Here is a 24,855-nt window from a genome sequence, read left to right as displayed (position 1 = left end):
GATCCGTGTTCATTCTGGCACGCCGGGTCTGTGGCCGCGGAACTTAGCGGGCCTTAGCGGAACTTAGTTGCCCGTGTTCGGAGCGAAGCTGACGTCGCCGATTTCGACCGACACTGAGACCTGCGGCGCGCCTGCGCCGCCGCTCGTGTCGTAGCCGGCGCGCTCCGCAGAATCGCGCACATCGTTCGGCGCATTGAGCTGGAACGGCTCGCCAGGCAGCTGGAATTCGACGTCGCCGAAGCTGACATTGACGACGGTATTCGCCGGCATGATTTCCTCGTACCGGATTGTCCCACCGCCCGCGTCGACGGTGAATTCAGCGGAGTCTTTCACGTTCCCCGCGAACGACAGGGTCCCGACGTCGGAGCTCATGACGATCGAGTCGTAGCTGCCATAGGCCTCAATCTGTCCCGCCCCGCTCGTGAGCATGGCACTGCCGCCGTCGCCATTCAGGACCACCTGGCCGACGTCGCCACGGAATTCGCCAGTTTCGAAGCGACCGTTGACGATGAGTTCGCCGGTGCTGACGTTGCCATCGATCGAGTTCGTGTCGCCGTCGATCTTGAGCGAGCCGACACCCACGTGGGCCGTGAGATCGACTTCGCCCTCGAGCGAGCTGGGCAGCGTCAAGGTGCCGCGCACCTGCGGGTCGCGCATGTACCAGGGCACTCGCACGCTGCTCTCAACGACGAGCTCGTCTCCGCTCGTCTCGAGCGACACGGGCGAGTTACCGCCTGCCCAATTGCCCTCGACCGCCAACTGAGCTTCCGTCACGCTGTCGCTGAACTGGATCGTGTACTGGCCGTAGTCTGCATCCACCCTGACATTGCTGACCGCTGGAGCCGAGAACTCCTCCGAGAAGGGCTTGACCGATCCGCTCCAGACCTGTGTGAAGATCGTCGAGACGAGCAGGCCGATCAGCAGGATGCCGCCGATGACGGTCGCGACAATGCCTACCCAGCTGTATCGGCGCGCTCCTGGCGCGGACTTCGGGCCTTCGGGCGCCCGGTTGGATGGCGGGGACGTGGGCGGCGGGGCCGAGCCCGCGTCGGTTGCCGGTTGCACCGGCAGCGTGTCGTGGTCATTTGTCGTGTTCATCGCGCGTCTCCTGTTTCGTCAATCTCGACACCGAGGTAGGCGAGAACTGCGAGCACGCGTCGGTTGCCACCAGTCTCGGCACCGAGGCCGAGCTTCTGGAACACCTGCGAAATGTGCTTCTCGACAGAACCCTCAGAGATATAAAGCTGGGATGCGATTGCCGCATTGGATTTGCCCTCAGCCATGAGCCCGAGCACGGTGCGCTCACGCTCGGTCAACGCATCCAACTGCGAATCGCGCGAGCGGCGGCCGAGCAGCTGGCCGACCACCTCGGGGTCGAGGACCGTGCCGCCGTCGGCGACCTGCTCGACCGAGTCGAGGAACTCTGCGACATCCGCGACGCGATCCTTCAGCAGGTAGCCAAGCGCCCCTTTGCTGCGAGCGATGAGCTCGGTCGCGTACCGCTCCTCCACGTACTGCGAGAGCACGAGGATCGGCAGGCCCGGGGTCTGCTCTCGGAGCGAGATCGCGGCGCGGACTCCCTCGTCGGTAAAGGTGGGTGGGAGTCGGACATCGAGCAGCACGAGGTCCGGGGATGTTTCGGTCACCCTGTCCTGCAGCTCGATGGCGTCGGGGAGCGCCGCGACGATCTCGTGACCTTCGTCGCTCAGCAGGCGACTGAGCCCGGCTCGAAGCAGTGCATTGTCTTCACAGATCACGATGCGCATGGCACGGTCACCTCAATCACGGTAGGTCCACCCTCGGGGCTGGAGAAGTTGTATGTGCCGCCCGCTGCGGTCACGCGGTTCATGACGCCGTCGATTCCGCCGCCTGGACTGCGATTCGCGCCGCCTCGGCCATTGTCCTCAATGTGGGCGAACAGGTAGCCGTTTTCTTCGTGGATGCGCACCAGGATGTGGGTCGCGCCCGCGTGCTTCGCGGCATTCGTCATTGCCTCGGCGACCGCAAAGTACATGGTCGCTTCGGCCCGATCGCTGTAGCGGTTCGGGAGGTTCACCTGAATATCAACCGGGATGGCGCTGCGACCGATGAGTGCCGAGAGCGCGGCGTCAAGACCGCGGTCCTGCAGCACGGCGGGCTGGAAGCCACGCACGAGCTGACGGAGCTCAGTGACCGCCACCATCGTGGATTCGTGGGCCTCGTCGATGAGTTCGGATGCGCGTTCCGGGTCGGTCTTCAGCTTGCGCTTGGCCATGCCGAGGGTCATGCCCACGGCAACGAGCCGCGGCTGGACGCCGTCATGCAGGTCACGCTCGATGCGGGCCCGCTCGATGTCGGCCGCCGAGATCGCCTGCTGGCGGTGCTGTGACTGCACCCGCGCCTCCGACTGCAACTCGGCCTCGCGGTTCGGTACGAGCAACTGCTTTGACAAGGCGCGGTGGGCGAAGGCGAGGCTGACGATGACGATCGCGCCGATGACGATGAGGGCGAGTCCGAGCAGCAGTGCGAGCCAGCTCGGCTGCTCCCCCAGCCAGAAGTCGCCAAGCACGTAGGTCGGCCCCTGGAGTGGCGCGAAGAGCCAGGCGATGCCGGTAGCCAACCAGTGGAGTGCGAACACGGCGATCAGACCGAGCAGCGACACGACCGCGCCGTGCAGGATGCCGATCCAGGTTCGCGAGTCGGCCCACTGCAACGCGAGGGTGTGGAAGAACTTCCACCCGTCGGTGCGGGGCGACTGCCGGAACTCGTGGCGCGGTATGTCGAGGTCGAACGTCCACCCGGCGCGCGCCTCCTCGAAGCGTGCGAGGAGATACATGACGACACCGAGCAGCGCGAACACGACGATGCCGATCAGGAAGACGAACATCAGCCCCATGCCGGTGGCGACCGTGGCGACGAACAGCCCGAACATCGGCAGGGCAAGGATGCCGTAGAGCACTAGCTGCGGTATCGCGGCTACGATTTGGAGTGCTTTGGATTTCATACTTTCAAGTTACGCGGCACAATCAGCCAAAACGACGCAGCTGTCACGAGCGCTTACGGTGGTTTTCCCCCGGATGTTGGCCGGCACGCGGCTCATTGTTCGACAGCGTTCAACAAGGCTATATTGGTTGAATGCTTAAGCAATCACTCCGGCTCGTCGGAGCAGTCGCTGGCCTCGCACTTCTTGTGCCCCTCGCCGCATGCTCTGCAACCCCCGCCGAATCGAAGACCACACTCACGTTCGCGACCGGCCAGTCGGAGCCCGACTGCCTTGACCCGCACGTCGGCGGGAACTGGCCCCAGGCCGAGTCTGCCCACCAGTTCCTCGAATCGCTCTTCGCTCGAGACGACAGCGGCGAGATTGTGCCGTGGCTCGCAGACTCGAGCGAGGTGAGCGAAGACGGCCTCACCTGGACGATCGGCCTCAAGGAAGGCATCGAGTTCTCGGACGGCACTCCTTTTAATGCGGCTGCCGTGGTCGCCAACATGGAGCACGTGCGCGACCCGAATACGAAGTCCTCGACCGGCATCCTCGCCCTCGAAAAGGTCGACGCGATCGTGGCGACCGACGATCACACCGTCGAGTTCCAGCTGAACACGCCCGACTCGGCCCTCCTCGAGTCGCTCGCACAGTCCTGGCTCGCGATCATGTCGCCCGCCGGCCTCGAGCGCGGCGAGCAGGCAAACTGCGAGGCGCCGATCGGTACCGGTGCGTTCCAGGTCGACTCGTGGACGAAGCAGGATCGCATCGTCTTCGTTCGCAACGAGACCCACACCGAGGCAATGCCCGGCGAGGCGACCCCACCCGAGGGCGAGCGCATCGAGCGCATCGAGTGGCGCTTCATCCCCGACGCCGCGACCCGCACAGCCGCCCTGCAGTCCGGCCAGGTCGACGTGATCGACCAGGTGCAGCCGGATGCGCTTTCAGGCTTCCAGGAGACCGACGAGTTCTCGACGCTTGTTGGCCCGCGCCCCGGCACGACCGCGCGCATCGAGCTCAACACGACCCGCGCGCCGTTCGATGACCCGCTGGTGCGCGAGGCATTCACGCGCTCGACCGACATCGATGCGGCCGTCGAGTCGCTCTACTTCGGCACCCTCGATCGGTCCTACTCGCCCCTGTCCTCCGCGCTTCCCGAGTCGGTCGGGTTCCCCGAGCTGCTGGGCGTCGACGTCGACCAGGCGAATCAGCTTCTCGATGAGGCCGGGTGGACCGAGCGGAACGACGCGGGCATCCGCATCAAGGACGGCCAGCCGCTCACCGTCGTCTTCCCGCTCTCGACGAACCAGTCGATCCCCGCCGAGGTCTCGCTCGTCGAGCAGATTGCCGCGAGTGCAGGCGCGGTCGGGTTCGACGTACAGATCGAGCTGCTCGACATCGGCTCCTGGTACGCCGCCTCGGGCGAGTGGGCGTTCGACGCGATCATCGCGCCGTACTCGAAGTCCTCCGCCGACGTGCTGCGCATCGTCTACCACTCGGCCGGCAACGTTCCCGCGCCGTCGGGCTACCATGCGAACAACACGGGCATCGAAAGCCCCGAGCTTGACGCCATGCTCGAGCAGGCCGGCACGACGACCGACCGGGCCGAGCGCGCGGACCTCTACGCGCAGGCGCAGGAGTTCATCGTGAGCGAGCACCTCATCGTGCCGCTCTACGATCAGATGGTGCAGTTCGCCTACACCCCGACCCTCGAGGGCCTGCGCCTCGACCCGTCGCTCAACCTGATCACGTTCACGAACGCCTCGTTCAAGTAGGTCACTCCCGCTCATTGAGTGCGGCTGCAGGCCGTGTATCGAAATGAGCACCACCGTTCGATACACGGCTTTGCCGCTACTCACGGATCGACACACACTCAGCGAGCGACTTCAAAGAAAGCTTGTATGTCAAAGGTAAGGCGCGTCGCCCTCCGTGCACTGTCACGGCTGGGCGCCGCCATCACCGTGATCTGGGTCGTCGCCACGATCACCTTCTTTGCCGTGCGCGCCGTACCGGGTGACCCCGTGCAGGCGATCCTAGGCGGCCCCGGCTCGCAGGCCTCCGCCGAGGCGGTCGCCCAGGCCCGGGCCGACTACGGGCTTGATCGCCCCCTCGGCGAGCAGTACTTCGCCTACCTCGGGCAGCTGCTGCGCGGCGACCTCGGCGTGAGCTACCGGCTCCACGACGACGTCACGACGATCATCGGCGACCTGCTGCCGAATACGCTGCAGCTCGCGGGTGCAGCCCTCGTGCTCGGGTGGGCGATCGCGCTCCTGCTCGTCTGGCTCTCGACCCGCGGCGGTCGCGTCGCTGGCGTCGTCACCGACTTTCTCGGCATCGTCGGTGCCGCGCTCCCCCACTTCTGGCTCGGCGCGGTGCTCATCACGATCTTCGCGACCGGCCTTGGGCTCCCGGTCGCGCTCTCCGGCCCCGGATTCACCGGGCTCATCCTCCCCGCCCTCACCCTCGCGATTCCGCTCGGCGGCTACCTCGCGCAGGTGATGCGCGACTCGACCCTCGATGCGCTCGACAAGCCATTCGTCCTGGCCGCTCGCGCCCGCGGCGAGTCTCCAAACGGGGTCTTCCGCAAACACTTGCTTCGCCGAGCCGCACTCCCCGCCGTGGGACTCACCGGTTGGGCCTTCGGTTCGCTCATCTCTGGCGCGGTCGTGGTCGAGAAGCTCTTCGCCCGGCCGGGCCTCGGCCGCTCGCTCGTGGATGCGGTCGTCGCCCGGGATGTGCCGCTCGTCATCGGCGTGCTCATCGTGGTGGCCGCAGCCTACGTCCTCATCACCCTCGTGACCGACGTCATCGAGCAGGCTCTCTCGCCACGCACGGAGGCCGCAGTATGAGCCGCAGACTCCGACGCATCGGCATCCTCGTCTGCCTGGGCGTTGCCGCCTGGTTCCTCAGCGCGGCCCTGTTCCCGCGCATCCTTGCCCCGGGCGACCCGTTCGCCATCTCACCGGCGGATGCGTACCAAGCCCCCAGCCTGGCCCACGTTTTCGGGACGGACGAGTCCGGCCGCGATATCTACACCCGCATCGTTCACGGCGCCGCCGATTCGCTCACGATCGGCATCGCCGCAACGGCGATCGGGCTCGTCCTCGGCGTGCTGCTTGCAACGGTCTCGGGAGTGGGCGGCCGAATTGGCGACTGGGTATCGACGCGAATCGTCGAGACGCTCTATGCCTTCCCTGGCATCCTGCTCGCACTCTTGCTGCTCTCGCTAACCGGACCGGGCATCCTGCCGACGACGATCGCCGTGGGACTTTCGACCGCCCCTGGATACGCGCGGCTGCTGCGCACCCAGTTCCTGCGGGTCAAGGAGTCCGCTTATATCGAGGCCGATCGCGTCATGGGCCGCGGCGCCTGGTTCCGCCTCACTCGCACGATCCTGCCCAACGCGTTCCAGCCCCTGTTCGCGCTCGCGACCCTCGGCATCGGCCAGTCCGTGGTCTGGGCCTCGGCGCTGAGCTACCTCGGCCTCGGCGCCCCGCCGCCCAGCCCCGAGTGGGGCGCGATGCTGAATGCCGGTGCGACCTATCTCTCCACGGGCGGCTGGTGGATGTCGGTCTTCCCCGGCAGCGCGATCGCGCTTGTCGCGGTCACCGGCACAGTCCTCGGTCGCCTCTATAACGCCGAACGGAGGCAGGCCCGATGACTGCCAGCGAACAACAATTGCAGTTACTCGAGGTACGTGACCTGCGCATCCGGTTCGGCCGCGACCACGTCGTCCGCGGCCTCGACCTCGAGATCGCCAAGGGCGAGGCGCTCGGCTTGATCGGATCGTCCGGCTCGGGCAAGTCGCTCACCGCCCGCGCGCTCATGGGCCTCGCGGGTGAGGGTGCGACCGTTGACGCCGAGCGGATGCGCCTCGGGGAAACCGACCTGCTCGCGCTTTCGGAGCGGCAGCTGCGCAAGGTCCGTGGCGGGCGAATCGGTCTTGTGCTGCAGGATGCGCTCGTCTCCCTCGATCCGGCCCGCACGATCGGCGCCGAGCTTGACGACGCCATCAAACTGCACAGCCGCGCATCCACCAGCGAGCGTCGCGAACGCGCCCTCGAACTGCTCACCCGGGTCGGGCTGCCCGAACCCGAGGTGCGAATGAAACAGCGCGCGGGCGCGCTCTCGGGCGGACAGCGGCAGCGCGCGCTCATCGCCATCGCGCTCGCTGGCGATCCCGAGCTGCTTATTGCCGACGAGCCCACGACCGCGCTCGACGCGGGTGCCCGACGTGACCTCCTCGCACTCCTCCGATCCCTGGCGGACGACGGCCTCGGCATCCTGTTCGTCTCGCACGATCTCGCGTCGGTGCGCATCCTGTGCGATCGAGTCGCGGTGATCGACGACGGCCGCATCGTCGAGACGGCCGCGACTGAGCGCATCCTGACCGCCCCGGATTCTGCCGCGGGCAAGGCCCTCGTCGAGGCCCTGCCCCAGCCGCCCCGGGCGCGTCCCCCGCACGAGGGCCCGATTTTGCTGGCTGCCGAGGGACTCGAGCGGAAATACCGGCGGCCCGACGGGAGCAAATTCACCGCTTTGCAGGATGCGTCGCTCGAGCTCCGTGCGGGCGAGACACTCGGCGTGGTCGGTGCGTCCGGCTCCGGCAAGTCGACGCTGGCCCGGCTATTGCTCGCGCTCGACCCACCCGATGCGGGCAGCGTGACCTTCGATGGCGCCCAGTGGTCCCCCGCTCGAGAATCGGCGCGACGACCCCGTCGACACCTCATGGGCATGGTGGCGCAGGATCCGCTGTCGACGTTCGACCCGCGACTACGCGTGGGGGCCATTCTTGCCGACGCCGTTTCTGGCGGACGCGTGCGCAGTTCGAACAAACTCCGGCCGAGGCTCATCGAGCTCCTCGAGGAGGTAGGTCTTGGCGAACAGCACCTCACCGCGCGACCAATCGCGCTCTCCGGCGGTGAACGCCAACGCGTGGCGATTGCCCGCGCCCTCGCGGGGAGCCCCAGCGTGCTGATCTGTGACGAGGCCGTGTCTGCCCTCGACGCCACCGTACGGCGCTCGGTACTCGATCTCATCGACGAAATCCGGCGAGAGCGTGCCCTTGCATGCATCTTCATCTCGCACGACCTTGATGTCGTGGGCGAGATCGCCGACCGCGTTGCGGTGGTGGACTCCGGCCGCATCGTCGAGACCGCCCTGACCCTCGACCTGTTCACCAACCCCCAACATCCCGCCTCCCGGACACTCCTTCTCGGTCGTGATCTTGAAGCTTCGTGAGGCTTCGAGCCAATACCCATGGAATACTGGGAGTGCAACAATTAATTCACCGGGACTTTAGCCGCGTGCTAATTGGCCCAGGGCTGATAGCTCCATCCATATCGAAGACGTGAAAGCAGCTGCGCAATGACCTCACCCTCGCCCGTGAACGCTACAGACATCCCACAGTTGTCCGAAAATGCGGAAGTCAACGCTTGGGTGGTGGAAACCGCAGAGCTCACTCAGCCTGCTGAGGTGGTTTGGTGCGATGGCAGCGAAGAAGAATACAACCGCATCGCCAACGAAATGGTCGAGGCCGGAACCCTCATTCGCCTGAACCCCGAGCTTCGCCCGAACTCATTCCTCGCCCGCTCGGACGCCGCCGACGTCGCCCGTGTCGAGAGCCGCACCTTCATCTGCTCGGAGAAGGAAGAGGACGCTGGCCCCACGAACAACTGGCGCGCACCTGCCGAGATGCGTGCCGAACTCAACGGCCTGTTCGAGGGCTCGATGCGCGGCCGCACGATGTACGTCGTGCCGTTCGCGATGGGCCCCCTCGGCGGCAAGATCACGCAGTACGGCGTCGAGATCACCGACTCACCCTATGTCGTACTCTCGATGGCGATCATGACCCGCTCGGGCAGCGAGGCCCTCTCCTACATCAAGCCCGGCCGCGAGTGGGTCAAGGCCCTGCACTCGGTCGGCTACCCGCTCGTGGATGCGGAAGGCAACGCTCGCCCGGACGTCGAGTGGCCCTGCAACGACAACAAGTACATCACGCACTTCCCCGACGACCTCGAGATCATCTCGTACGGCTCGGGCTACGGCGGCAACGCGCTGCTCGGGAAGAAGTGCTTCGCCCTGCGCATCGCCTCGGTAATGGCACGCGACGAGGGCTGGATGGCCGAGCACATGCTGCTCATCCAGGCCACCAACCCGGAGGGTCGCAAGTTCACGATCACCGGCGCGTTCCCGTCGGCGACGGGTAAGACCAACCTCGCGATGATGCGTCCGAAGCTTCCGGGCTGGAAGGTCGAGACCCTCGGCGACGACATCGCGTGGATGCGCCCCGGCGACGACGGCCGCCTGTACGCAATCAACCCCGAGTTCGGGTTCTTCGGCGTCGCGCCCGGCTCCGGCTACTCGACGAACCCCGTCGCGATGGAAACCATCGCTTCGAACACCATCTTCACCAACGTGGCGCTCACCGATGACGGCGACGTGTGGTGGGAGGGTATGACCGACGAGGCACCCGCGCACCTGATCGATTGGCAGGGCAACGACTGGACGCCCGAGTCCGACGCCCCGGCCGCGCACCCGAATGCACGATTCACCGTGCGCGCCGAGCAGTGCCCGACTATCTCGGATGACTGGCAGGCAGCCGACGGTGTTCCCGTCGACATCATCCTGTTCGGTGGCCGCCGCCGCACCAACGTGCCGCTCGTTTACCAGTCGAAGAGCTGGGAGCACGGCTGCTTCCTCGGCGCAACGCTCGGTTCCGAGCGCACCGCGGCAGCCGAAGGCAAGGTCGGCGAGCTTCGCCGCGACCCGTTCGCGATGCAGCCGTTCGCTGGCTACCACATGGCCGACTACTGGGGCCACTGGCTCGAGATGGGCGAGGTCCTTGGCGACAAGGCGCCCGCGATCTTCCAGGTGAACTGGTTCCGTCGCGGCGCCGACGGCTCGTTCCTCTGGCCGGGCTTCGGCGAGAACATCCGCGCGATTGAGTGGGCCACGCAGCGCGTCGAGGGCAAGGTCGATGCCGTAGAGCAGCCGATCGGTAACCTCCCGAAGCTCGAGGATGTCGACGTCGACGGCCTCGACATCGACCAGGCCACGCTCGAGGCGATCTTCGACGTGCCGACCGAGGGTTGGCTCGCCGAGCTCGACGACACCGAAGAGTACTTCGGCAAGATCGGCGACAAGGTGCCCGCGCAGCTGCACGAGCAGCTCAAGCAGGTTCGCGAGGGCTTCACGAAGTAACCACGCGGCAACCTAGAGAAGGCGGTGGTCGGGGTTTATCCCCCGGCCACCGCCTTTTCTGTCGCGCAAACCCGCGTAGCATTGCGAGTAGCATTGCGCCGTGAGCAACCAGACGGCATCCACGCGTACGCCCAATCCTTCGACTCCGGGTCTCCTCGAGCGGCTATTCCAGCTGAGTGATCGACGTTCGACCGTGAGCCGCGAGATCCGGGGTGGCGTCGTCACCTTCATCACAATCTCGTACATCCTGGTGCTCAACCCGATCATCCTCGCCGGTAGCTCCTCCCCCGACGTCGAGGGGAACTTCCTCGACGCGGTCCAGGTTGCATCCGCGACGGCACTCGCGTCCGGGCTCCTCACGATCCTGTTCGGCCTCGTCGCCAACCTGCCGTTCGCGCTGTCCGCGGGTCTCGGTATCAACTCGTTCCTCGCGGTCTCGATGGTCCATCAGGTCACGTGGCCGGAGGCCATGGGGCTCGTGTTCCTCAACGGCGTGATCATCGTGATTCTCGGCGCCACCGGGGCGCGCACCGCGATCTTCCATGCCGTGCCGGCCGCCTTGAAATCCGCGATCACCGTCGGCATCGGCATGTTCATCGCGTTCGTCGGGCTCGTCAATTCCGGCTTTGTCACGCGCGCCGAGGGCACACCTGTGCAGCTCGGCTTCGGTGGCTCGATCACGACCGTTCCCACGGTCATCTTCGTCGTAACCCTGCTGCTCATGGCGATCCTGCTCGTACGAAAAGTGCCCGGCGCCATCCTGATCGGTATGGTCGTCGGCACCGTCATCGCGCTGGTGGTCGAAGCCATCTGGCACATCGGCGCCGCTGGAGCGGAGAATCCCGGTGGCTGGGGGCTCACCGTCCCGACACTGCCGAAGACGATCGTCTCGGTGCCCGATCTCGGCCTCATCGGCGAGTTCGATCTCTTCGGCTCGTTCGCGCGCATCGGCCCGGTCGCCGCCCTCATGCTGCTCCTCACGCTCGTGTTCATGAACTTCTTCGACGCGATGGGGGCGATGACGGGCCTCGCCCGAAACGCCGGACTTGCGAACGAAGACGGCACGTTCCCGCGCATCCGCCAGGCGTTCATCATCGAGGGTCTCGGCGCCGTGGTCGGTGGCGCGACCTCCACCTCCTCGAACACGATCTATGTCGACTCCGCGTCGGGCATCGGTGAGGGTGCTCGCACCGGTCTGGCGTCGGTTGTAACGGGGTTGCTGTTCGTGATTGCGATGTTCTTCACCCCGCTCGCCGTCGTCGTCCCGATGGAGGTCGGCTCAGCCGCCCTCGTGGTCGTCGGCGCCATGATGATGGCCGGAGTCTCGGACATCGAATGGCACGACATCGCCGTGGCCATCCCCACCTTCCTCACGATCATCACGATGCCGCTTACCTACTCGATCGCGAACGGCATCGGCGTGGGCTTCGTCTCCTGGGTCATCATCCACGCGTTCTCCGGGCGCGCCCGTCAGGTGCACTGGCTGCTCTGGGTGGTTGCCGCCGGATTCATCATCTTCTTCGCGAGGACGCCACTCGAGTCGCTGCTCGGCTAGCTGCAGGCAATAGCGGTACATTTACTGGTCAGATAGAAACGAGGACGCCATGACTGATCCGCGAGTATTGCGGACCCGCGAGTCGATGCAGGCCGCGGCGCTCGAGCTCGCGATGGGCGACGAAGCGAAGTCGTTCAACGTCGCCGCTATCACCCAGCTCGCCGGCATCAACCGCGCGACCTTCTACGATCACTATTCCTCGGTGCAGGATGTGTTGTTCGCGGCCCTAACGAGGGATCTGGATGTGCTTCGCTACCTCGACATCGAGCGTCGCGCCGACCGCTCGCGACCTCGCCTCGACGTGCTGCGCGATTCGCTCGAGGGCGTCGTGGCACACATCCGCAAGTTCGAACCGATCTACCGCCGCTCGTTCGACAACACTTCCGACGGAGTCTCGCAGAACGTTCTCACGAAGCACTTCACGGTGTCGATCCGCCAGGTCATCGACCGACAGCCAGCATTCCCAGAGGAACTCAACCGCGATATCGCGGCCCACTTTGTCGCATACGCGCTCGTCGGTGCCATCGAGGTGTGGGTGATGAACGACAACGTCAGCGAGAAAGCGCTATTGGAGTCGGTGCTCGCCTCGATGCCCGGCTGGTGGGGAGAGCTGGACTAGCGAGCATCGCCGTTTCCTCGGGTGTCTTCTGGCGCGGGAAACGGGTACCATGGCTGGGTCACAGCAGGCACCCCAGACTCGGTGCCGCCCATATTGAAACGGAGTATGCATGACGGCCACGCCCGCAAACATCCCAGACAAGCCGGCCCTCGAAGGGCTCGAAGCCAAGTGGGAAGAGGTGTGGGAAGACCAGGGAACGTACCGTTTCAAGCGCGAGGGCGCGACGCGCGAGGACGTCTACTCGATCGACACTCCCCCGCCGACCGCATCCGGCTCGCTACACATCGGCCACGTGTTCTCGTACACGCACACCGACGTCGTCGCCCGCTACAAGCGGATGCAGGGAAAACGCGTGTTCTACCCGATGGGTTGGGACGACAACGGCCTGCCGACCGAGCGTCGTGTGCAGAACTACTACGGCGTTCGCTGCGACCCGTCGCTCCCCTACGTCGAGGGTTTTGAACCGCCGCACCGCGGTGGCGAGGGCAAGAGCATCAAGGCCGCCGACCAGCAGCCGATCTCGCGCCAGAACTTCATCGAGCTGTGCCTCGAGCTGACACAGGAGGACGAGAAGTCCTTCGAGGACCTGTGGCGACAGCTCGGCCTGTCGGTCGACTGGCAACAGACCTACCGCACGATCGACGATAACTCGCGCCGCGCATCCCAGCTCGGCTTCATTCGCAACATCGCCCGCGGCGAGGCGTACCAGGACATGGCGCCGACGCTGTGGGACGTGACCTTCCGCACGGCCGTGGCCCAGGCCGAGCTCGAGGACCGCGACCAGCCCGGCGCATACCACCGCCTCGCCTTCCACGCCGAGGACGGCGACATCCACATCGAAACCACGCGCCCCGAGCTGCTGCCGGCGTGTGTGGCCCTGGTCGCGCATCCTGACGACGAGCGCTACCAGCCCTACTTCGGCAAGACCGTGCGCACCCCGCTCTTCGACGTCGAGGTGCCGGTGCTCTCCCACCAGCTCGCGCAGCCGGACAAGGGCTCGGGTATCGCGATGATCTGTACCTTCGGTGACGTCACCGACGTGATCTGGTGGCGCGAGCTGAAGCTCCCGAACCGCTCGATCATCGGCGAGGACGGCCGCATCATTGCCGAGCGCCCCGAGGTCATCACGAGCGAGACCGGCAAGGCCATCTTCGACGAGATGGCGGGCAAGACCGTGTTCTCGGCGAAGAAGATCGTCGTGGATGCGCTGACCGAGTCGGGCGAGCTCGAGGGGGAGATCAAGACGATTACCCACCCCGTAAAGTTCTTCGAGAAGGGCGACAAGCCGCTCGAGATCGTCTCGACCCGCCAGTGGTACGTGAAGAACGGTGCGAACGACAAGGACCTCCGCGCTCGCCTCCTCGAGCACGGCAAGAACCTCAAGTTCTGGCCCGACTTCATGCGCGTGCGCTACGAGAACTGGGTCGAGGGCCTCTCCGGCGACTGGCTCATCTCGCGTCAGCGCTTCTTCGGCGTGCCGATCCCGGTTTGGTACCCGATCGACGCCGAGGGCACCGTGCAGTACGAGACCCCGATCATCCCTGCCGAAGACCAGCTCCCCGTCGACCCGTCTTCGGATGCGCCGTCAGGATACGAGGAATCGCAGCGCGGCCAGGCGGGTGGTTTCCTCGGCGAAGTCGACGTCATGGACACCTGGATGACCTCGTCCCTCACCCCGCAGCTTGTCGGCGGCTGGGAGCGCGACAACGAGCTCTTCGAGCTCGTCTACCCGTTCGACCTGCGCCCGCAGGGTCAGGACATCATCCGCACCTGGCTATTCTCGACGCTGCTGCGCAGCGAGCTCGAGGCACAGACCCTGCCTTGGGAAAACGCGACGCTCTCGGGCTTCATTGTTGACCCAGATCGCAAGAAGATGTCGAAGTCGAAGGGCAACGTGGTCACGCCCGCGGGCCTGCTCGACCAGCACGGTTCGGATGCGGTTCGGTACTGGGCAGCGTCGAGCCGCCTCGGCACCGACGCTGCCTTCGACCCGCAGCGACCCACGCAGATCAAGATCGGTCGACGCCTCGCGATCAAGGTGCTGAACGCGGCCAAGCTCGTGCTCGGGTTCGATGCGTCGGGTGCCGAGGTGGCGTCGATCACCAACCCGCTCGACCTCGCGATGCTCGCCGAGCTCCGCCAGGTCGTCGAGACCGCAACCGCGGCCCTCGACGAATACAACCACGCCCGCGCACTCGAGGTCTCGGAGACGTTCTTCTGGACGTTCTGTGACGACTACCTCGAGCTCGTGAAGGACCGCGCCTACAGCGAAGAGGATACGGCTGGCCGTCAGTCGGCCGTCGCGGCAATGCGCCTGGCCACCTCGGTGCTACTGCGCCTGTTCGCGCCGGTAATCCCGTTTGCGACCGAAGAGGTGTGGTCGTGGTGGCAGGACGGTTCGGTACACGAGGCCGCGTGGCCGCAGGTCGCCGACCTGCCCGAGTGCGGCGTGCCTGCCGTGCTCGCCCTCGCATCCCAGGCCCTCATTTCGATCCGCGGCGCGAAGACGACCGAGAAGGTCTCGCAGAAGACGCCGATCCTGGGCATGACGATCGAGGCACCCGCCGAGCAGCTCGAGCAGCTGCGCGGTATCGCGGAGGACCTGAAGGCAGTCGGCCGCGTCGAGGCGATGAATCTCGCCGAGGGTGAGGCATTCGCGATTCGCGACGTCGAGCTCGGCGAGCCACCGCAGAAGAAGCAGGACTAGTTCCTGCCGGGGTAGCGGGTGACTGGATCCCCCGAACCAGTCACCCGCGGATTCCCTCCCCAGGGTCCCGGTAAGAAAATTCCGGGAGCGCAGTGGCGGAAAGCCACGTGCGCATCGAAAGACTATGGGATGTGTACCTAACGCGCGTCGTCCATCCGGCCACCTCACGTGCATCCCAATGAGGACGACCCGTACACCCAGGCGATGAGGTATCACCTAAATTTCTTCGGTGATCTCACAGACCACAGCGTAGAATTCTTATCTCACTACGACTACGGCAAGGTATGACTGAATCACTTTCACGCTCCTCCCGCCGAAGCGCGCGTGCGACGGCTCCATCCCGCCCGACGCCCACGGTTCGGCCGCTGTCCGACTCCGATTTCTTCACGTGGGTGGGCCTCTATAGTCAGTATCTCCAGGATCAGGGCGCAAAATTCACGGATGAACGCGCGCTGCGGACTTGGCAGTCCATGCACCGGATTACCGACCTCAAGTCGCTCGTGGTCGAGCGCTCCGGTCACATCGGCGGATTCGCGTTCGCGACCCCGCATCTCAATGCCCTTGACGGATTTCTCCAGCTCGAAATTGGTGCGATCTACGTCGAGCAAATGGAGGCCGACGGTGCTTCGCTCGAGGCGCTCTTCGAGTCGCTGAACGACCACGCCGCGTCGATCGGCGCTTCGAGGTTGTTGTGGCGCGCCCCTTCCGCGAACGGGCTGTACACCCGGATTAGCCGGAGTTTTGGGACGCTGACCGAAGACGGCACGTTTGCGATGCCGGTGCACAACTAGGTCACCGTGCAAATCGGAACCCGGTGGCCTGTTGGAGGCCCCGCGCCCGCCACACTGTCCGAGCCGTTCGTCAAGGCCGTTTCGTTGGCCGAGGATGCGCACGGTCTCACCCTGGGTGCGTGGACGCTCACGTGGCTCGAGGGACGCCCGGTTGCCGAGCATCCGGGCGGAGTTCGCGTCGCGCTGCGCGCCGATGGCACGGTGTCGACCGAATCCGATTCAAGTGCCATCGACACCGATGACGACGACGATTGGCTCAGCTAGGGCGTCGTAGGCTGAGCCGATGACCGGTTCGCTTGCTCCCGATAACCCCTTCGCATCCCCGTCTTCGCTCCCCCACGACCTCCCGCCGTTTGCGCGCATCCGGACCGAGCACTTCGCGCCCGCCATCGAGGCGGGATTTACCGAACATCTCGCCGAGGTCGACGCGATCACCGCGAACGACGAGCCCGCGACCTTCACCAACACGATCGAGGCGCTCGAACGCTCGGGACGGCTGCTCGACCGAGTGCTGGAGGTGTTCTTCGCGCTCACCTCTTCTGATGCGACCGAGGAAATGGAATCGCTCGAGGAAGAGTTCTCGCCCCGCATCGCCGCCCACTACGACGCGATCAGCCTGAACTCGGCGCTGTACTCGCGCATCCGTGCGGTGTTCGACCAGCGCGAAGGCCAGGACCTCACGCAGGAGCAGCGCTACCTCGTGGAGCGCTACGAGCTCGAGTACCGGCTCGACGGTGCTGGCCTTGACGAGTCCGGCAAGGCCCGGCTGAAGGAACTCAACCAGCAGCTCGCGAGCCTCGACTCGCTGTTCGTGCGCAATCTCCAGGGCGATACAAATGCGCTCGCCGTCGTGGTCGACGATGTCGGGGAACTCGACGGGCTCGCCGAATCCGAGATCGCTGCGGCTCGCGCCGCCGCGACCGAAGCGGGGCTCGACGGCAAGTATCGCATCACCCTCCCGCTCTACACCGGCCATCCCTGGCTCGCCCAACTTCGCAATCGGGGCCTGCGCGAACGAATCTTCACCGCATCCCGGGCGCGCGGATCCCGCGGAGGCGAGCACGACAACCGAGAGACGGTGCTTGAATCGGTGCGGCTTCGGGCCGAACGCGCAGAGCTGCTCGGGTTCTCGAGCCACGCCGCGCTCGTGGCCGCCAACTCCACCGCAGGCTCCGTCGCCGCAATCGACGAGCGGCTCGCGACCCTCTCGGGCCCTGCGGTTCGCAATGCGGGTCGAGAGCTTGAGGTTCTCCAACGGCTCGCGGAAGAGCAGCAGCGTGCGAGCGGCGCTGATCCGTTCGCACTCGAGCCCTGGGACTGGGCGTTCTATGCGGAGCAGGTACGAGCACGCGACTACGACGTCGACGAAGCGGCGCTGCGGCCATATTTCGAGGCCGAGCGGGTGCTTCACGACGGCGTGTTCCATGCGGCGGAGCTCGTCTACGGGATCACCTTTGCGCCGCGCGAGGAGCTCGTCGCTCACCACCCGGATGCTCAGGTCTTCGAGGTTTTCGACGCCGATGGCAGCGCGCTCGGACTCTACATCCTTGACCTCTACACGCGCGATATTAAGCGCGGCGGCGCCTGGATGTCGACTTATCGGCAGCAGAACGAGCTGGGCGGCGAGTCGACGGTCGTGTTCAACGTGCTCAACGTGCCGAAGCCGCCCGCGGGCGCGCCTACGCTCCTCACGCTCGACGAGGTCGAGACGCTGTTCCACGAGTTCGGCCACGCGCTCCACGGACTGCTCGCCCACGTCACCTACCCGCACTTCGGCGGCACGAACGTCCTGCGCGACTTCGTCGAGTTCCCGAGCCAGGTCAACGAAATGTGGCTCACGCATCCGGTCGTACTTGCAAATTACGCGCGCCACTACGAAACCGGCGAGCCACTCCCCGAGACCCAGCGGGAGAAGCTGAAGGCCGCCGGCCTGTTCAATCAGGGGTTCTCGACCACGGAATATCTGGCTGCTTCCGTGCTCGACATGGCCTGGCACAAGCTCTCCGCAGCTGAGGCTAACGCCGTCACCGACGTCGTCGCCTTCGAGCGGGATGCGCTCGAGCGCGCGGGACTGCTCGTCGAGACGGTGCCCACGCGGTACTCGTCCACGTACTTCCAGCACATCTTCGGCGGCGGCTACTCGGCCGGTTACTACGGCTACATCTGGAGCGAGGTGTTCGATGCGGCCTCGGTCGAGGTCTTCGAGGCATCGGATGAAGTTCGAGGCACCGGTGAGCGCTTCCGTCTCGCAATCCTTCAGCCGGGAGGCTCCCGCCCACCGCAGCAGCTCGTGCGCGAGTTCCTCGGTGAGGATGCGCGGATCGAGCCGCTGCTACGCAGGCGCGGGCTTACCGGGTGGGGCTGACCGGCCTTTCGATACACCGGGCTACGCCCGCCTACTCAAGGACCTCGTGCGGGTTTCCCTGGTAACGCCAACGTCGCTGCGACAGACTGCAGCGTACGCACATTGCGGCACACAATCTGTCCTCGATGAAGGAGAACCCAATGGCCCAGATCCTCGCGACTTACATCGCTCTCCCCGGCACTACCGCTGAAGCGTTCGAGCACTGGCACGAGGTGCTCGGCGGCGAGCTCAAGATGCAGAAGTACGGCGACACCCCGATGCCGGGCATGCCGTTTGAGCCCGACCCGAACGCCGTCGCGCACGTCACGCTTGACCTCCCAGGCGGGCACCTCGCCGGCGGCGACGCGATGGACGACGAGACCTACAACATCGAGGGCAGCGCGTACTCGCTGCTTTACCAAGTCGACACCGTCGAAGACGCCCAGGCGATCATCGACAAGTTCGTGGCCGCGGGTGGCCGCGTCGGGATGCCCTTCGAGCAGGCCCCCTGGGGTGACCACTACGGGCAGGTCTTCGACAAGTTCGGCGTCATGTGGGCGTTGAATGTGCCTGCCGCGCAGTAGTCTCACCAAGCCCAAGGAGCCGGCCGCGAAGTCCTCGCGGCCGGCTCCTTCCTGTTACTCGCGGCCCGGCTCGTTCGCCTACGCGAGGCTGAGCTCGCCCAGCACCTCGTTGAGCAGCTCGGTCGTGGATGGATGCGTCCAGATGCCGTTGCGCAGCTCGGTCGCGGTCACACCCGCGCGCATCGCAAGCGCGATCAGGTTGATAAGTTCCTGCGCATCGACGACGATGAGCCGGGCACCCAGAATCAGGTCCGTGTCCGCATCCACGATGAACTTCACGATGCCGCGCGGGTCACCGACGATCTTCGGCCGCGGTGCCGCCGCGATCTTTGCGACTTCCTTCTTCGCCACGAGGATGCGGTGCCCCGCCTCGCGCGCCTCGGCCTCGGTCATCCCCACGGTCGCGTAGGGCGGCGTGGTGAACACCGTCGTGGGGACGGCGACGCGGTCGGTCGTCGTGCGGCTATCCTCCCCGCTTAGCTGCGCGCCGATGATCCGCGAGTCGTCGAGCGACAGGTAGGTCTGCTGCGGCCCGCCGTGAATGTCGCCAATCGCCCAGACGCCCTCCGCGCTCGTGCGGAGTCGCTCATCCACCTTGATATAGCCGCGCTCATCGAGCTCGACCCCGGCGGTTTCGAGGCCGAGTCCGGAAGTCGTCGGGGTGCGGCCGGCGGCGAGCAAGACCGCGTCTTCGCCGTCTTCGAACGCGATCTTGTCGGCGCGCGTCCCGTGCACGAATCGGATGCCGTCTGCCGCCATCGCGGCCTCGAGCGCCTCGGCGACGTCGCGGTCCTCCTTGGGGAGGAGCACGTCGCGGGAGTTCACCACCGTGACCTCCGCGCCGAATCCGCGGAACATGCCCGCGAACTCGAGGCCGATCGGACCCGCGCCGATGATGCGCAAGTGCTTCGGCATCGGATCGGCGTGCTGAATCGTGGTCGAGTCAAAGACTCGCGGATCGTCCACACCCGGGATGTCCGGAACCGCCGGGACGGTGCCAGTGTTGATGAGGACCGTCTCGGCGGAGATCTCGAGCTGGTCTTCGCCGGCTTGAACCAGGATGCGCTTCGGACCGACGAACGTGGCTCGTCCCGAAACGAGGCAGACGGAAGCTAGCGTGTCGAGCATCGCGTGATTCGCGGCACGGAGCTTCTCGATGAGCGTGTCTCGGCGATCGACCGACTCGGCGAACCACGTATCGGCATCATCCGCTTCCCGACGACGCGAGGCGCTCGTCACGAGCGACTTGGTCGGCACACACGCGACGTTGATGCACGTACCACCAACCATCTCGTCCGATTGCTCCACCATGGTCACGTCTCGTCCGGATGCCCCAAGGGTTTTCGCGAGCGTCTTGCCGCCTTTACCCCAGCCAATGACGAGAATGTCCGTCTGCAATTGCTCCACGTTGTCCCCCACTCGATTGTTTTGCACGCTCGAACTTTAGTCCTCGGCAATGATCGCGGGGATGACAAATTCCCGTACGAACCCTCTGATCTGCGCGAGCGCGTCATCGTCATCCTTCTCTTACCTATTGCGTTCCCTTACGGTCGATATCGGCTCACGGGGGCGCGCAGTGCCAGCCACGCGCATCCGGCCACGAAGAGACCCACCACAATTACCGCGAGTACGGCCCACAGCACCGGGGTATGTGCGACGTTGTCGAAGAGCGTCCAGGTGGGTTCAGCGAACAGCGCGTACGGGATGAACGCCACCTGGGCGACGACATAGAGTAGCCCCGCACCCAGCACGACGAGCGACCAGTGGACTCGCGCGAGCCAGCCGAAAAAGCCGGGGACGAACGCCGCACCGAAGGTCATGAGTGCGACCATCAGCGCTGCGACGACCGAAGGTGTGGCGCCTCCGAGCGAGACGGCGAATCCCGACCCGTAAGAGATGCCATCCGCCAGCCGCTGCAGTGCCGGTGAAGCTGCAGCAAGGGCGAGCCACACGACACCATTGAGCACGCCCATCCCGGCACCGATTGCCGTGACCATCTGTAACCGCTCGGCTCGAGTCCACCCGCCAGCGACGCCCTCTCGTCGGCCAGGCGCCGCTTCACCGGTCATGATGATCGTCAACACGAGGAGAACGGATGCGGCGACGGTGGGCGGGTTGATCACATTGGCCGAGCCCATACCGTCGATTGCCGACAGTACGAGCGGAAGCAAGATCTGCGCCGCAATGAGCAGCACTATCGCAATCGCGCCGCCCACAAGTGTCGGACCAATGTCGATTCGCATTGCGGCCCGCAGCCGCGTCGCGAACGTCGATGATGGCGGCTGAATTGCCATGGTGTCGGTCATCGTGATTCCTCCTTGAGATCGTTGCCGCTCTCGATGAGAGCGACGAAAGCATCCTGAAAATCAACCGGCGAGACCATCACGCCGCCGGGAACTTGCGTCAGCGGTTCCGCCGCGACATCCACGACCCATTCCTCGGTCGGGCCGAGCTGACGCGTCGAGCGAACGGGTCGCGCGCCAACGGCGGCGAGGACTTGCTCGCGAGGGCCGAGAACCCGAGCGAAGCGACGTGACACGGCCTCCGCCGTCGTTGCCTCAGCAATCCGGCCGCGATCGATGATGAGCACGTCTTCGACAACCCGCTCGAGCTCACCCACGTGGTGCGACGCGATGACGATGGTGCGACCCTGCTCGGCGTTCGCCCGGATGAGTTCCTCGTAAAGGGCATTCCGCTTCGGCACATCCATACCGGCGTGGGCCTCGTCGATCAGCACGATGGGCGCTCCCGAGGCAAGCGCGACCGCGATCGCGAAGCTCGACTGCTGCCCAAGCGACAGCTTGCTCACTTGCTTCCGAGGCGCGGGCACCGAGAACCGCTCTGCGAGCCGGCCGTACTCCGATTCGTTCCAGCCCGGCCGAGTGCGCGCGAACGCGAGGTAGTCGCGCATCCTCGCCTCACCGAAATTATTGCCCTCGTGCGCGACCGCAAAGTACGGGATGCGCGCATCCGTCGCGATCGACCGACCGCCGATGCGAATATCGCCATCGGTCGCGAAATCGTGGCCGGCGAGGAGTCGGAAGAGCGTGGTCTTTCCCGAGCCGTTCGGTCCGAGCACCGCGGTGATACTGCCGGGCCGGATCTTGGCCGTCAGACCGTTCAGCGCCAACTCATCTCCCCCGCGGTACTTCTTCGTCAGGTTCTGAATGGTGATCATTTCGCTTCCTTCCGCTGGGCGGCAGCGAGAATCGCCTTGATGTGCCGCAGGATCTCGTCTTCGCTAAGGCCGAGGGCGACGCCGGCCTCAACGGCGGGCTTGAGTGTGTCGGCGAGGTAGTGTTCGCGGCCCTCTGACTGCAGCTGCGCGCGAGCGCCCGGCGCCACAAACATGCCGATCCCGCGCCGCCGTTCGACGAGGCCATCGGCGACGAGTTCGGCGAACGCCTTCGCCGCTGTGGCCGGATTGATGCGATACGCGGCCGCGTACTCATTTGTTGACATGATGCGATCCCCTTCCGCGAGCACCCCCGCGACGATCTGCCGCCGGAGGTCATTCGCTATTTGTCGATAAATCGGTTCGCGATCGTTGAACTCCACCGCTGCACCCCCTTGGTTCTTTACTTTACTAATGAACCACATATGCAGCGAAGCTTCAATAGGGTCTTCCTCGGAGTTCCCACATTCCGACCTGGCAGTGTTAGGCCATGGCGAGCTATACATCCGAGGCCCACACGACACTGCAGTTCCTGGGCGCGGCCGAAACGGTAACCGGTTCTAAGTACCTCCTGCGAGTTGCCGAGCGGCGCATCCTCGTCGATTTCGGCATGTTCCAAGGGCGTAAGGAGCTCCGCGATCGCAATTGGGAGCGTTTCCCGTTCGACCCCGCCGAGATTTCGGATGTGCTGCTCACCCACGCGCACATGGATCACGTCGGTCTTCTCCCGCGGCTCGTGCGCGAGGGGTTCCGGGGGCCAGTGCTCTGCACCGAGGGCACGGCACGCCTCGCGGAGATCGTGCTTCGCGACGGCGCGAAGATTCAGGAGCAAGATGCCGAGGATGCGAACAAGCACGGCTACTCGAAGCACCACCCCGCGCTGCCGCTCTACACGACCGAGGACGTCGAGAACACGCTGCCCTTGCTCGTCTCCGTCCCCTATGACGAGGACATCGACCTCGATGACGGCATCGTCGCGCGATTCACGCGAGCCGCACACATTCTTGGCTCCGCCTCGATCACTGTCTGGACGGAACAGGCGTCCGTCACGTTTTCCGGCGACATCGGTTCGAAGGAGCACCCGGTCCTGCGCAGCAGGGAGGCGCCTCCGGGCGCGCCGTTCGCGCTGATCGAGTCGACCTATGGCGACCGCGATCACCCGGAGGAGGATGGCCGCCCGCACGAGGAGTTCGCCGACATCATTCGCCGCACGATCGAACGCGGCGGGAGCGTCCTCGTCCCCGCTTTCGCGGTGGACCGTACCGAGGTCGTGCTGAAGACGCTGAGCGATTTCCGCCGCGCCGACCGCATCCCGCACGTACCGGTGTACATCGACTCCCCCATGGCAAACGCCGCGCTGCAGACCTATCTGTCTATGCCCGAGGAGCTCCGCTCCGACATGCATCCCGAGGACTTTCTCGAGTTCCCGGGGCTACGCCCGATCCGCTCCGTCGACGAGTCGAAGGCACTGACCCAGGCGAGTCGTCGCGAGCCGTCAATCATCATCGCGGCATCCGGGATGGCCACCGGCGGCCGCGTCGTTCACCACCTCGAGGCGATGTTGCCGGATGCGAAGAACTCGGTCGTGCTCACCGGGTACCAGGCCATCGGGACCCGCGGACGACAGCTCGCGGAGGGCGCCGACAAGCTCAAGATGCGCGGGCGATACATCCACGTCAACGCCGAGATTTACCAGGACCACGGCTTTTCGGTCCACGGCGACCGCGGCGATCTCCTCGAATGGATCGGTGAACTGGACCCGAGGCCCGAGGTCGTATTCTGTGTGCACGGCGAGGTCCAGGCCGCGAACGCCCTCGCGAAGCGTATCGAAGAGCACTATCCCGGCATCGACGCGATCGTCCCGACCCAGGGCGAAGTGATCGTGCTCGACTCGGGTACCGTGCCAGTCGCGAGGCCCGAGACCGCGCGGCCGGTCGAGCGTCACGTGCCTGCGCCTGCAGTCACCGCAACGGCGCGACACCCGGAAACCAGCGAGCCCATCGGCAGCTACGAACTGTTGTCGGGCGAGTCTCCCGACCAGTTGTCACAGCACGTCACGGATGCGCTGGCCAAGGGCTTCGCCCCGTTCGGCGCACCAAGCGTGGGCACTGTGGACGGTTCAGCCGTGTATCTGCAGGCGGTCGTGCGGCGCCACTAGTAGGTGATGTCGCAGGTGAGTTTCACCTCGAACGAGATGGGGTTCTCGTAGTTGTAATCGTTGAACGTGAACGCCTCGCCCGTCGCGGTGAATTCGTCGCCGTTGAAGCTCATGCTGACCGAACCCGCGGTGGAGGTGTCCGACCAGTACAGCGACTTCGAGGAATCGGAGCCGCCGGGGCTGATGAAGAGATAGTCGGGCTTATCCGACTCGTCCGAGGAAACCATGAGGGTCGGCCCAGTCTCGCCTGCCGCAACATCGTCGTCGGACGCGATGATGTACTTCGCCCCAGAGGTCGTCGAGCAAATCGTCGACCAGTTCACGCTCGAAAGATCGACATCGTCATACTTCACGACGCTCGTGCCATCCGAGCTGCCACCGGAGTTGCCGGTACCCGAGTTGTTCTCCGTCGTGGCACTCGGGCTCGAGCTCGGGCTCGGGGCCGAGGTCTCGGTCGGGTTCGCGGAACCGTCCTCGTTGCCATCGGGGAACGGGAACGGCAACCCGCCGCCATCCGCCTCCGGCGAGTTTTCCACCTCGGGACTCGTCGCCTTCGGCTCGCGGGTCCGCTCGGTCAAGCTGTCGCCACCGCTGGCGCAGCCCGCCAGGCCAACCATCGCGATCGGGAGAATCGCGGCAAGGGCAAATCCCTTGCGAAGGACACGAGGAATGCTAGGCATCTACGGCTCGATTCTGCAGAGAGGGGCGGGGAGGACGTCACCAGCGTATTGGCTTTCGCGCCTCGGTTCATCCCTAT

At 65.5% G+C, this 24,855-nt stretch carries 21 protein-coding genes; 13 read left to right on the top strand and 8 right to left on the bottom strand.

Going from position 1 to position 24,855, the window contains the following annotated elements; genetic code table 11:
• Positions 1-63: 63 nt before the first annotated feature.
• The 3 genes from GMOLON4_RS01150 to GMOLON4_RS01140 are packed head-to-tail and all read right to left on the bottom strand — an operon-like array spanning position 64 to position 2,983.
• Positions 64-1,098 (bottom strand): hypothetical protein, encoded by a 1,035-nt coding sequence (locus GMOLON4_RS01150; RefSeq protein ID WP_026937412.1) that lies wholly within the window; start codon positions 1,096-1,098, stop codon positions 64-66.
• Positions 1,095-1,766 (bottom strand): LuxR C-terminal-related transcriptional regulator, encoded by a 672-nt coding sequence (locus tag GMOLON4_RS01145; RefSeq protein WP_026937411.1) that lies wholly within the window; start codon positions 1,764-1,766, stop codon positions 1,095-1,097. Before GMOLON4_RS01145 ends, GMOLON4_RS01150 begins: the two co-directional genes overlap by 4 nt.
• Entirely contained in the window at positions 1,754-2,983 is a 1,230-nt protein-coding gene (locus GMOLON4_RS01140) for a sensor histidine kinase (RefSeq protein WP_026937410.1), read from the bottom strand. The genes GMOLON4_RS01145 and GMOLON4_RS01140 overlap by 13 nt, the downstream gene beginning before the upstream one ends.
• A gap of 131 nt (positions 2,984-3,114) precedes the next feature.
• Here GMOLON4_RS01140 and GMOLON4_RS01135 point away from each other — a divergent pair, with 131 nt between their 5' ends.
• From GMOLON4_RS01135 to GMOLON4_RS01080, 12 genes are all read left to right on the top strand, one after another.
• On the top strand, positions 3,115-4,737 hold the full coding sequence (locus GMOLON4_RS01135) for an ABC transporter substrate-binding protein (protein WP_035733201.1): 1,623 nt from the start codon (positions 3,115-3,117) through the stop codon (positions 4,735-4,737).
• 126 nt (positions 4,738-4,863) lie between these two features.
• Positions 4,864-5,811: an ABC transporter permease gene (locus tag GMOLON4_RS01130; RefSeq protein WP_026937409.1), complete on the top strand. Its 948-nt coding sequence runs from the start codon at positions 4,864-4,866 to the stop codon at positions 5,809-5,811.
• Positions 5,808-6,623 (top strand): ABC transporter permease, encoded by an 816-nt coding sequence (locus tag GMOLON4_RS01125; protein WP_035733199.1) that lies wholly within the window; start codon positions 5,808-5,810, stop codon positions 6,621-6,623. The genes GMOLON4_RS01130 and GMOLON4_RS01125 overlap by 4 nt, the downstream gene beginning before the upstream one ends.
• The gene (locus GMOLON4_RS01120) at positions 6,620-8,203 is read left to right on the top strand and encodes an ATP-binding cassette domain-containing protein (RefSeq protein ID WP_026937408.1); all 1,584 of its coding nucleotides are present in this window, start codon (positions 6,620-6,622) and stop codon (positions 8,201-8,203) included. The genes GMOLON4_RS01125 and GMOLON4_RS01120 overlap by 4 nt, the downstream gene beginning before the upstream one ends.
• A gap of 126 nt (positions 8,204-8,329) precedes the next feature.
• Positions 8,330-10,165 (top strand): phosphoenolpyruvate carboxykinase (GTP), encoded by a 1,836-nt coding sequence (locus GMOLON4_RS01115; protein ID WP_026937407.1) that lies wholly within the window; start codon positions 8,330-8,332, stop codon positions 10,163-10,165.
• A 100-nt stretch (positions 10,166-10,265) separates the two neighbouring features.
• Positions 10,266-11,720 carry an NCS2 family permease gene (locus GMOLON4_RS01110; RefSeq protein ID WP_051267077.1) on the top strand — a complete coding sequence of 485 codons (1,455 nt, stop codon included), beginning with the start codon at positions 10,266-10,268 and terminating at the stop codon, positions 11,718-11,720.
• A 49-nt stretch (positions 11,721-11,769) separates the two neighbouring features.
• Positions 11,770-12,339: a TetR/AcrR family transcriptional regulator gene (locus tag GMOLON4_RS01105; protein ID WP_026937405.1), complete on the top strand. Its 570-nt coding sequence runs from the start codon at positions 11,770-11,772 to the stop codon at positions 12,337-12,339.
• Positions 12,340-12,448: 109 nt separating this feature from the next.
• Positions 12,449-15,046 (top strand): valine--tRNA ligase, encoded by a 2,598-nt coding sequence (gene valS / locus GMOLON4_RS01100; RefSeq protein WP_035733197.1) that lies wholly within the window; start codon positions 12,449-12,451, stop codon positions 15,044-15,046.
• A 284-nt stretch (positions 15,047-15,330) separates the two neighbouring features.
• The gene (locus GMOLON4_RS01095) at positions 15,331-15,837 is read left to right on the top strand and encodes a GNAT family N-acetyltransferase (RefSeq protein WP_146137477.1); all 507 of its coding nucleotides are present in this window, start codon (positions 15,331-15,333) and stop codon (positions 15,835-15,837) included.
• Positions 15,838-15,843: 6 nt separating this feature from the next.
• Positions 15,844-16,101, top strand: coding sequence for a hypothetical protein (locus tag GMOLON4_RS01090; protein ID WP_026937402.1), 258 nt, complete (start codon positions 15,844-15,846; stop codon positions 16,099-16,101).
• Positions 16,102-16,120: 19 nt separating this feature from the next.
• The gene (locus GMOLON4_RS01085; protein WP_051267073.1) at positions 16,121-18,202 is read left to right on the top strand and encodes a M3 family metallopeptidase; all 2,082 of its coding nucleotides are present in this window, start codon (positions 16,121-16,123) and stop codon (positions 18,200-18,202) included.
• A gap of 140 nt (positions 18,203-18,342) precedes the next feature.
• Complete coding sequence (locus GMOLON4_RS01080) at positions 18,343-18,765, top strand: VOC family protein (RefSeq protein ID WP_026937401.1); 423 nt, start codon at positions 18,343-18,345, stop codon at positions 18,763-18,765.
• A 78-nt stretch (positions 18,766-18,843) separates the two neighbouring features.
• Here GMOLON4_RS01080 and GMOLON4_RS01075 read toward each other — a convergent pair whose 3' ends face one another.
• The 4 genes from GMOLON4_RS01075 to GMOLON4_RS01060 form a co-directional block, all read right to left on the bottom strand.
• Complete coding sequence (locus GMOLON4_RS01075) at positions 18,844-20,199, bottom strand: dihydrolipoyl dehydrogenase family protein (RefSeq protein WP_245575498.1); 1,356 nt, start codon at positions 20,197-20,199, stop codon at positions 18,844-18,846.
• 110 nt (positions 20,200-20,309) lie between these two features.
• Positions 20,310-21,071, bottom strand: a complete 762-nt coding sequence (locus tag GMOLON4_RS01070; RefSeq protein ID WP_026937399.1) for a hypothetical protein — start codon at positions 21,069-21,071, stop codon at positions 20,310-20,312.
• On the bottom strand, positions 21,068-21,943 hold the full coding sequence (locus GMOLON4_RS01065; RefSeq protein ID WP_051267070.1) for an ATP-binding cassette domain-containing protein: 876 nt from the start codon (positions 21,941-21,943) through the stop codon (positions 21,068-21,070). The genes GMOLON4_RS01070 and GMOLON4_RS01065 overlap by 4 nt, the downstream gene beginning before the upstream one ends.
• Complete coding sequence (locus GMOLON4_RS01060; protein WP_026937398.1) at positions 21,940-22,323, bottom strand: GntR family transcriptional regulator; 384 nt, start codon at positions 22,321-22,323, stop codon at positions 21,940-21,942. The genes GMOLON4_RS01065 and GMOLON4_RS01060 overlap by 4 nt, the downstream gene beginning before the upstream one ends.
• A gap of 107 nt (positions 22,324-22,430) precedes the next feature.
• Between GMOLON4_RS01060 and GMOLON4_RS01055 the strand changes: the two genes are divergently transcribed.
• The gene (locus tag GMOLON4_RS01055; RefSeq protein WP_084147579.1) at positions 22,431-24,098 is read left to right on the top strand and encodes an MBL fold metallo-hydrolase; all 1,668 of its coding nucleotides are present in this window, start codon (positions 22,431-22,433) and stop codon (positions 24,096-24,098) included.
• Here the strand turns inward: GMOLON4_RS01055 and GMOLON4_RS01050 are convergent.
• Positions 24,095-24,778, bottom strand: coding sequence for a lipoprotein LpqH (locus GMOLON4_RS01050; protein WP_026937397.1), 684 nt, complete (start codon positions 24,776-24,778; stop codon positions 24,095-24,097). The two genes, GMOLON4_RS01055 and GMOLON4_RS01050, sit on opposite strands and share 4 nt — an antisense overlap.
• Positions 24,779-24,855: the final 77 nt, after the last annotated feature.

The organism is Gulosibacter molinativorax (assembly GCF_003010915.2).
GTDB classification, from domain to species: domain Bacteria; phylum Actinomycetota; class Actinomycetes; order Actinomycetales; family Microbacteriaceae; genus Gulosibacter; species Gulosibacter molinativorax.
This window is presented reverse-complemented; position numbering and strand designations above follow the sequence as displayed.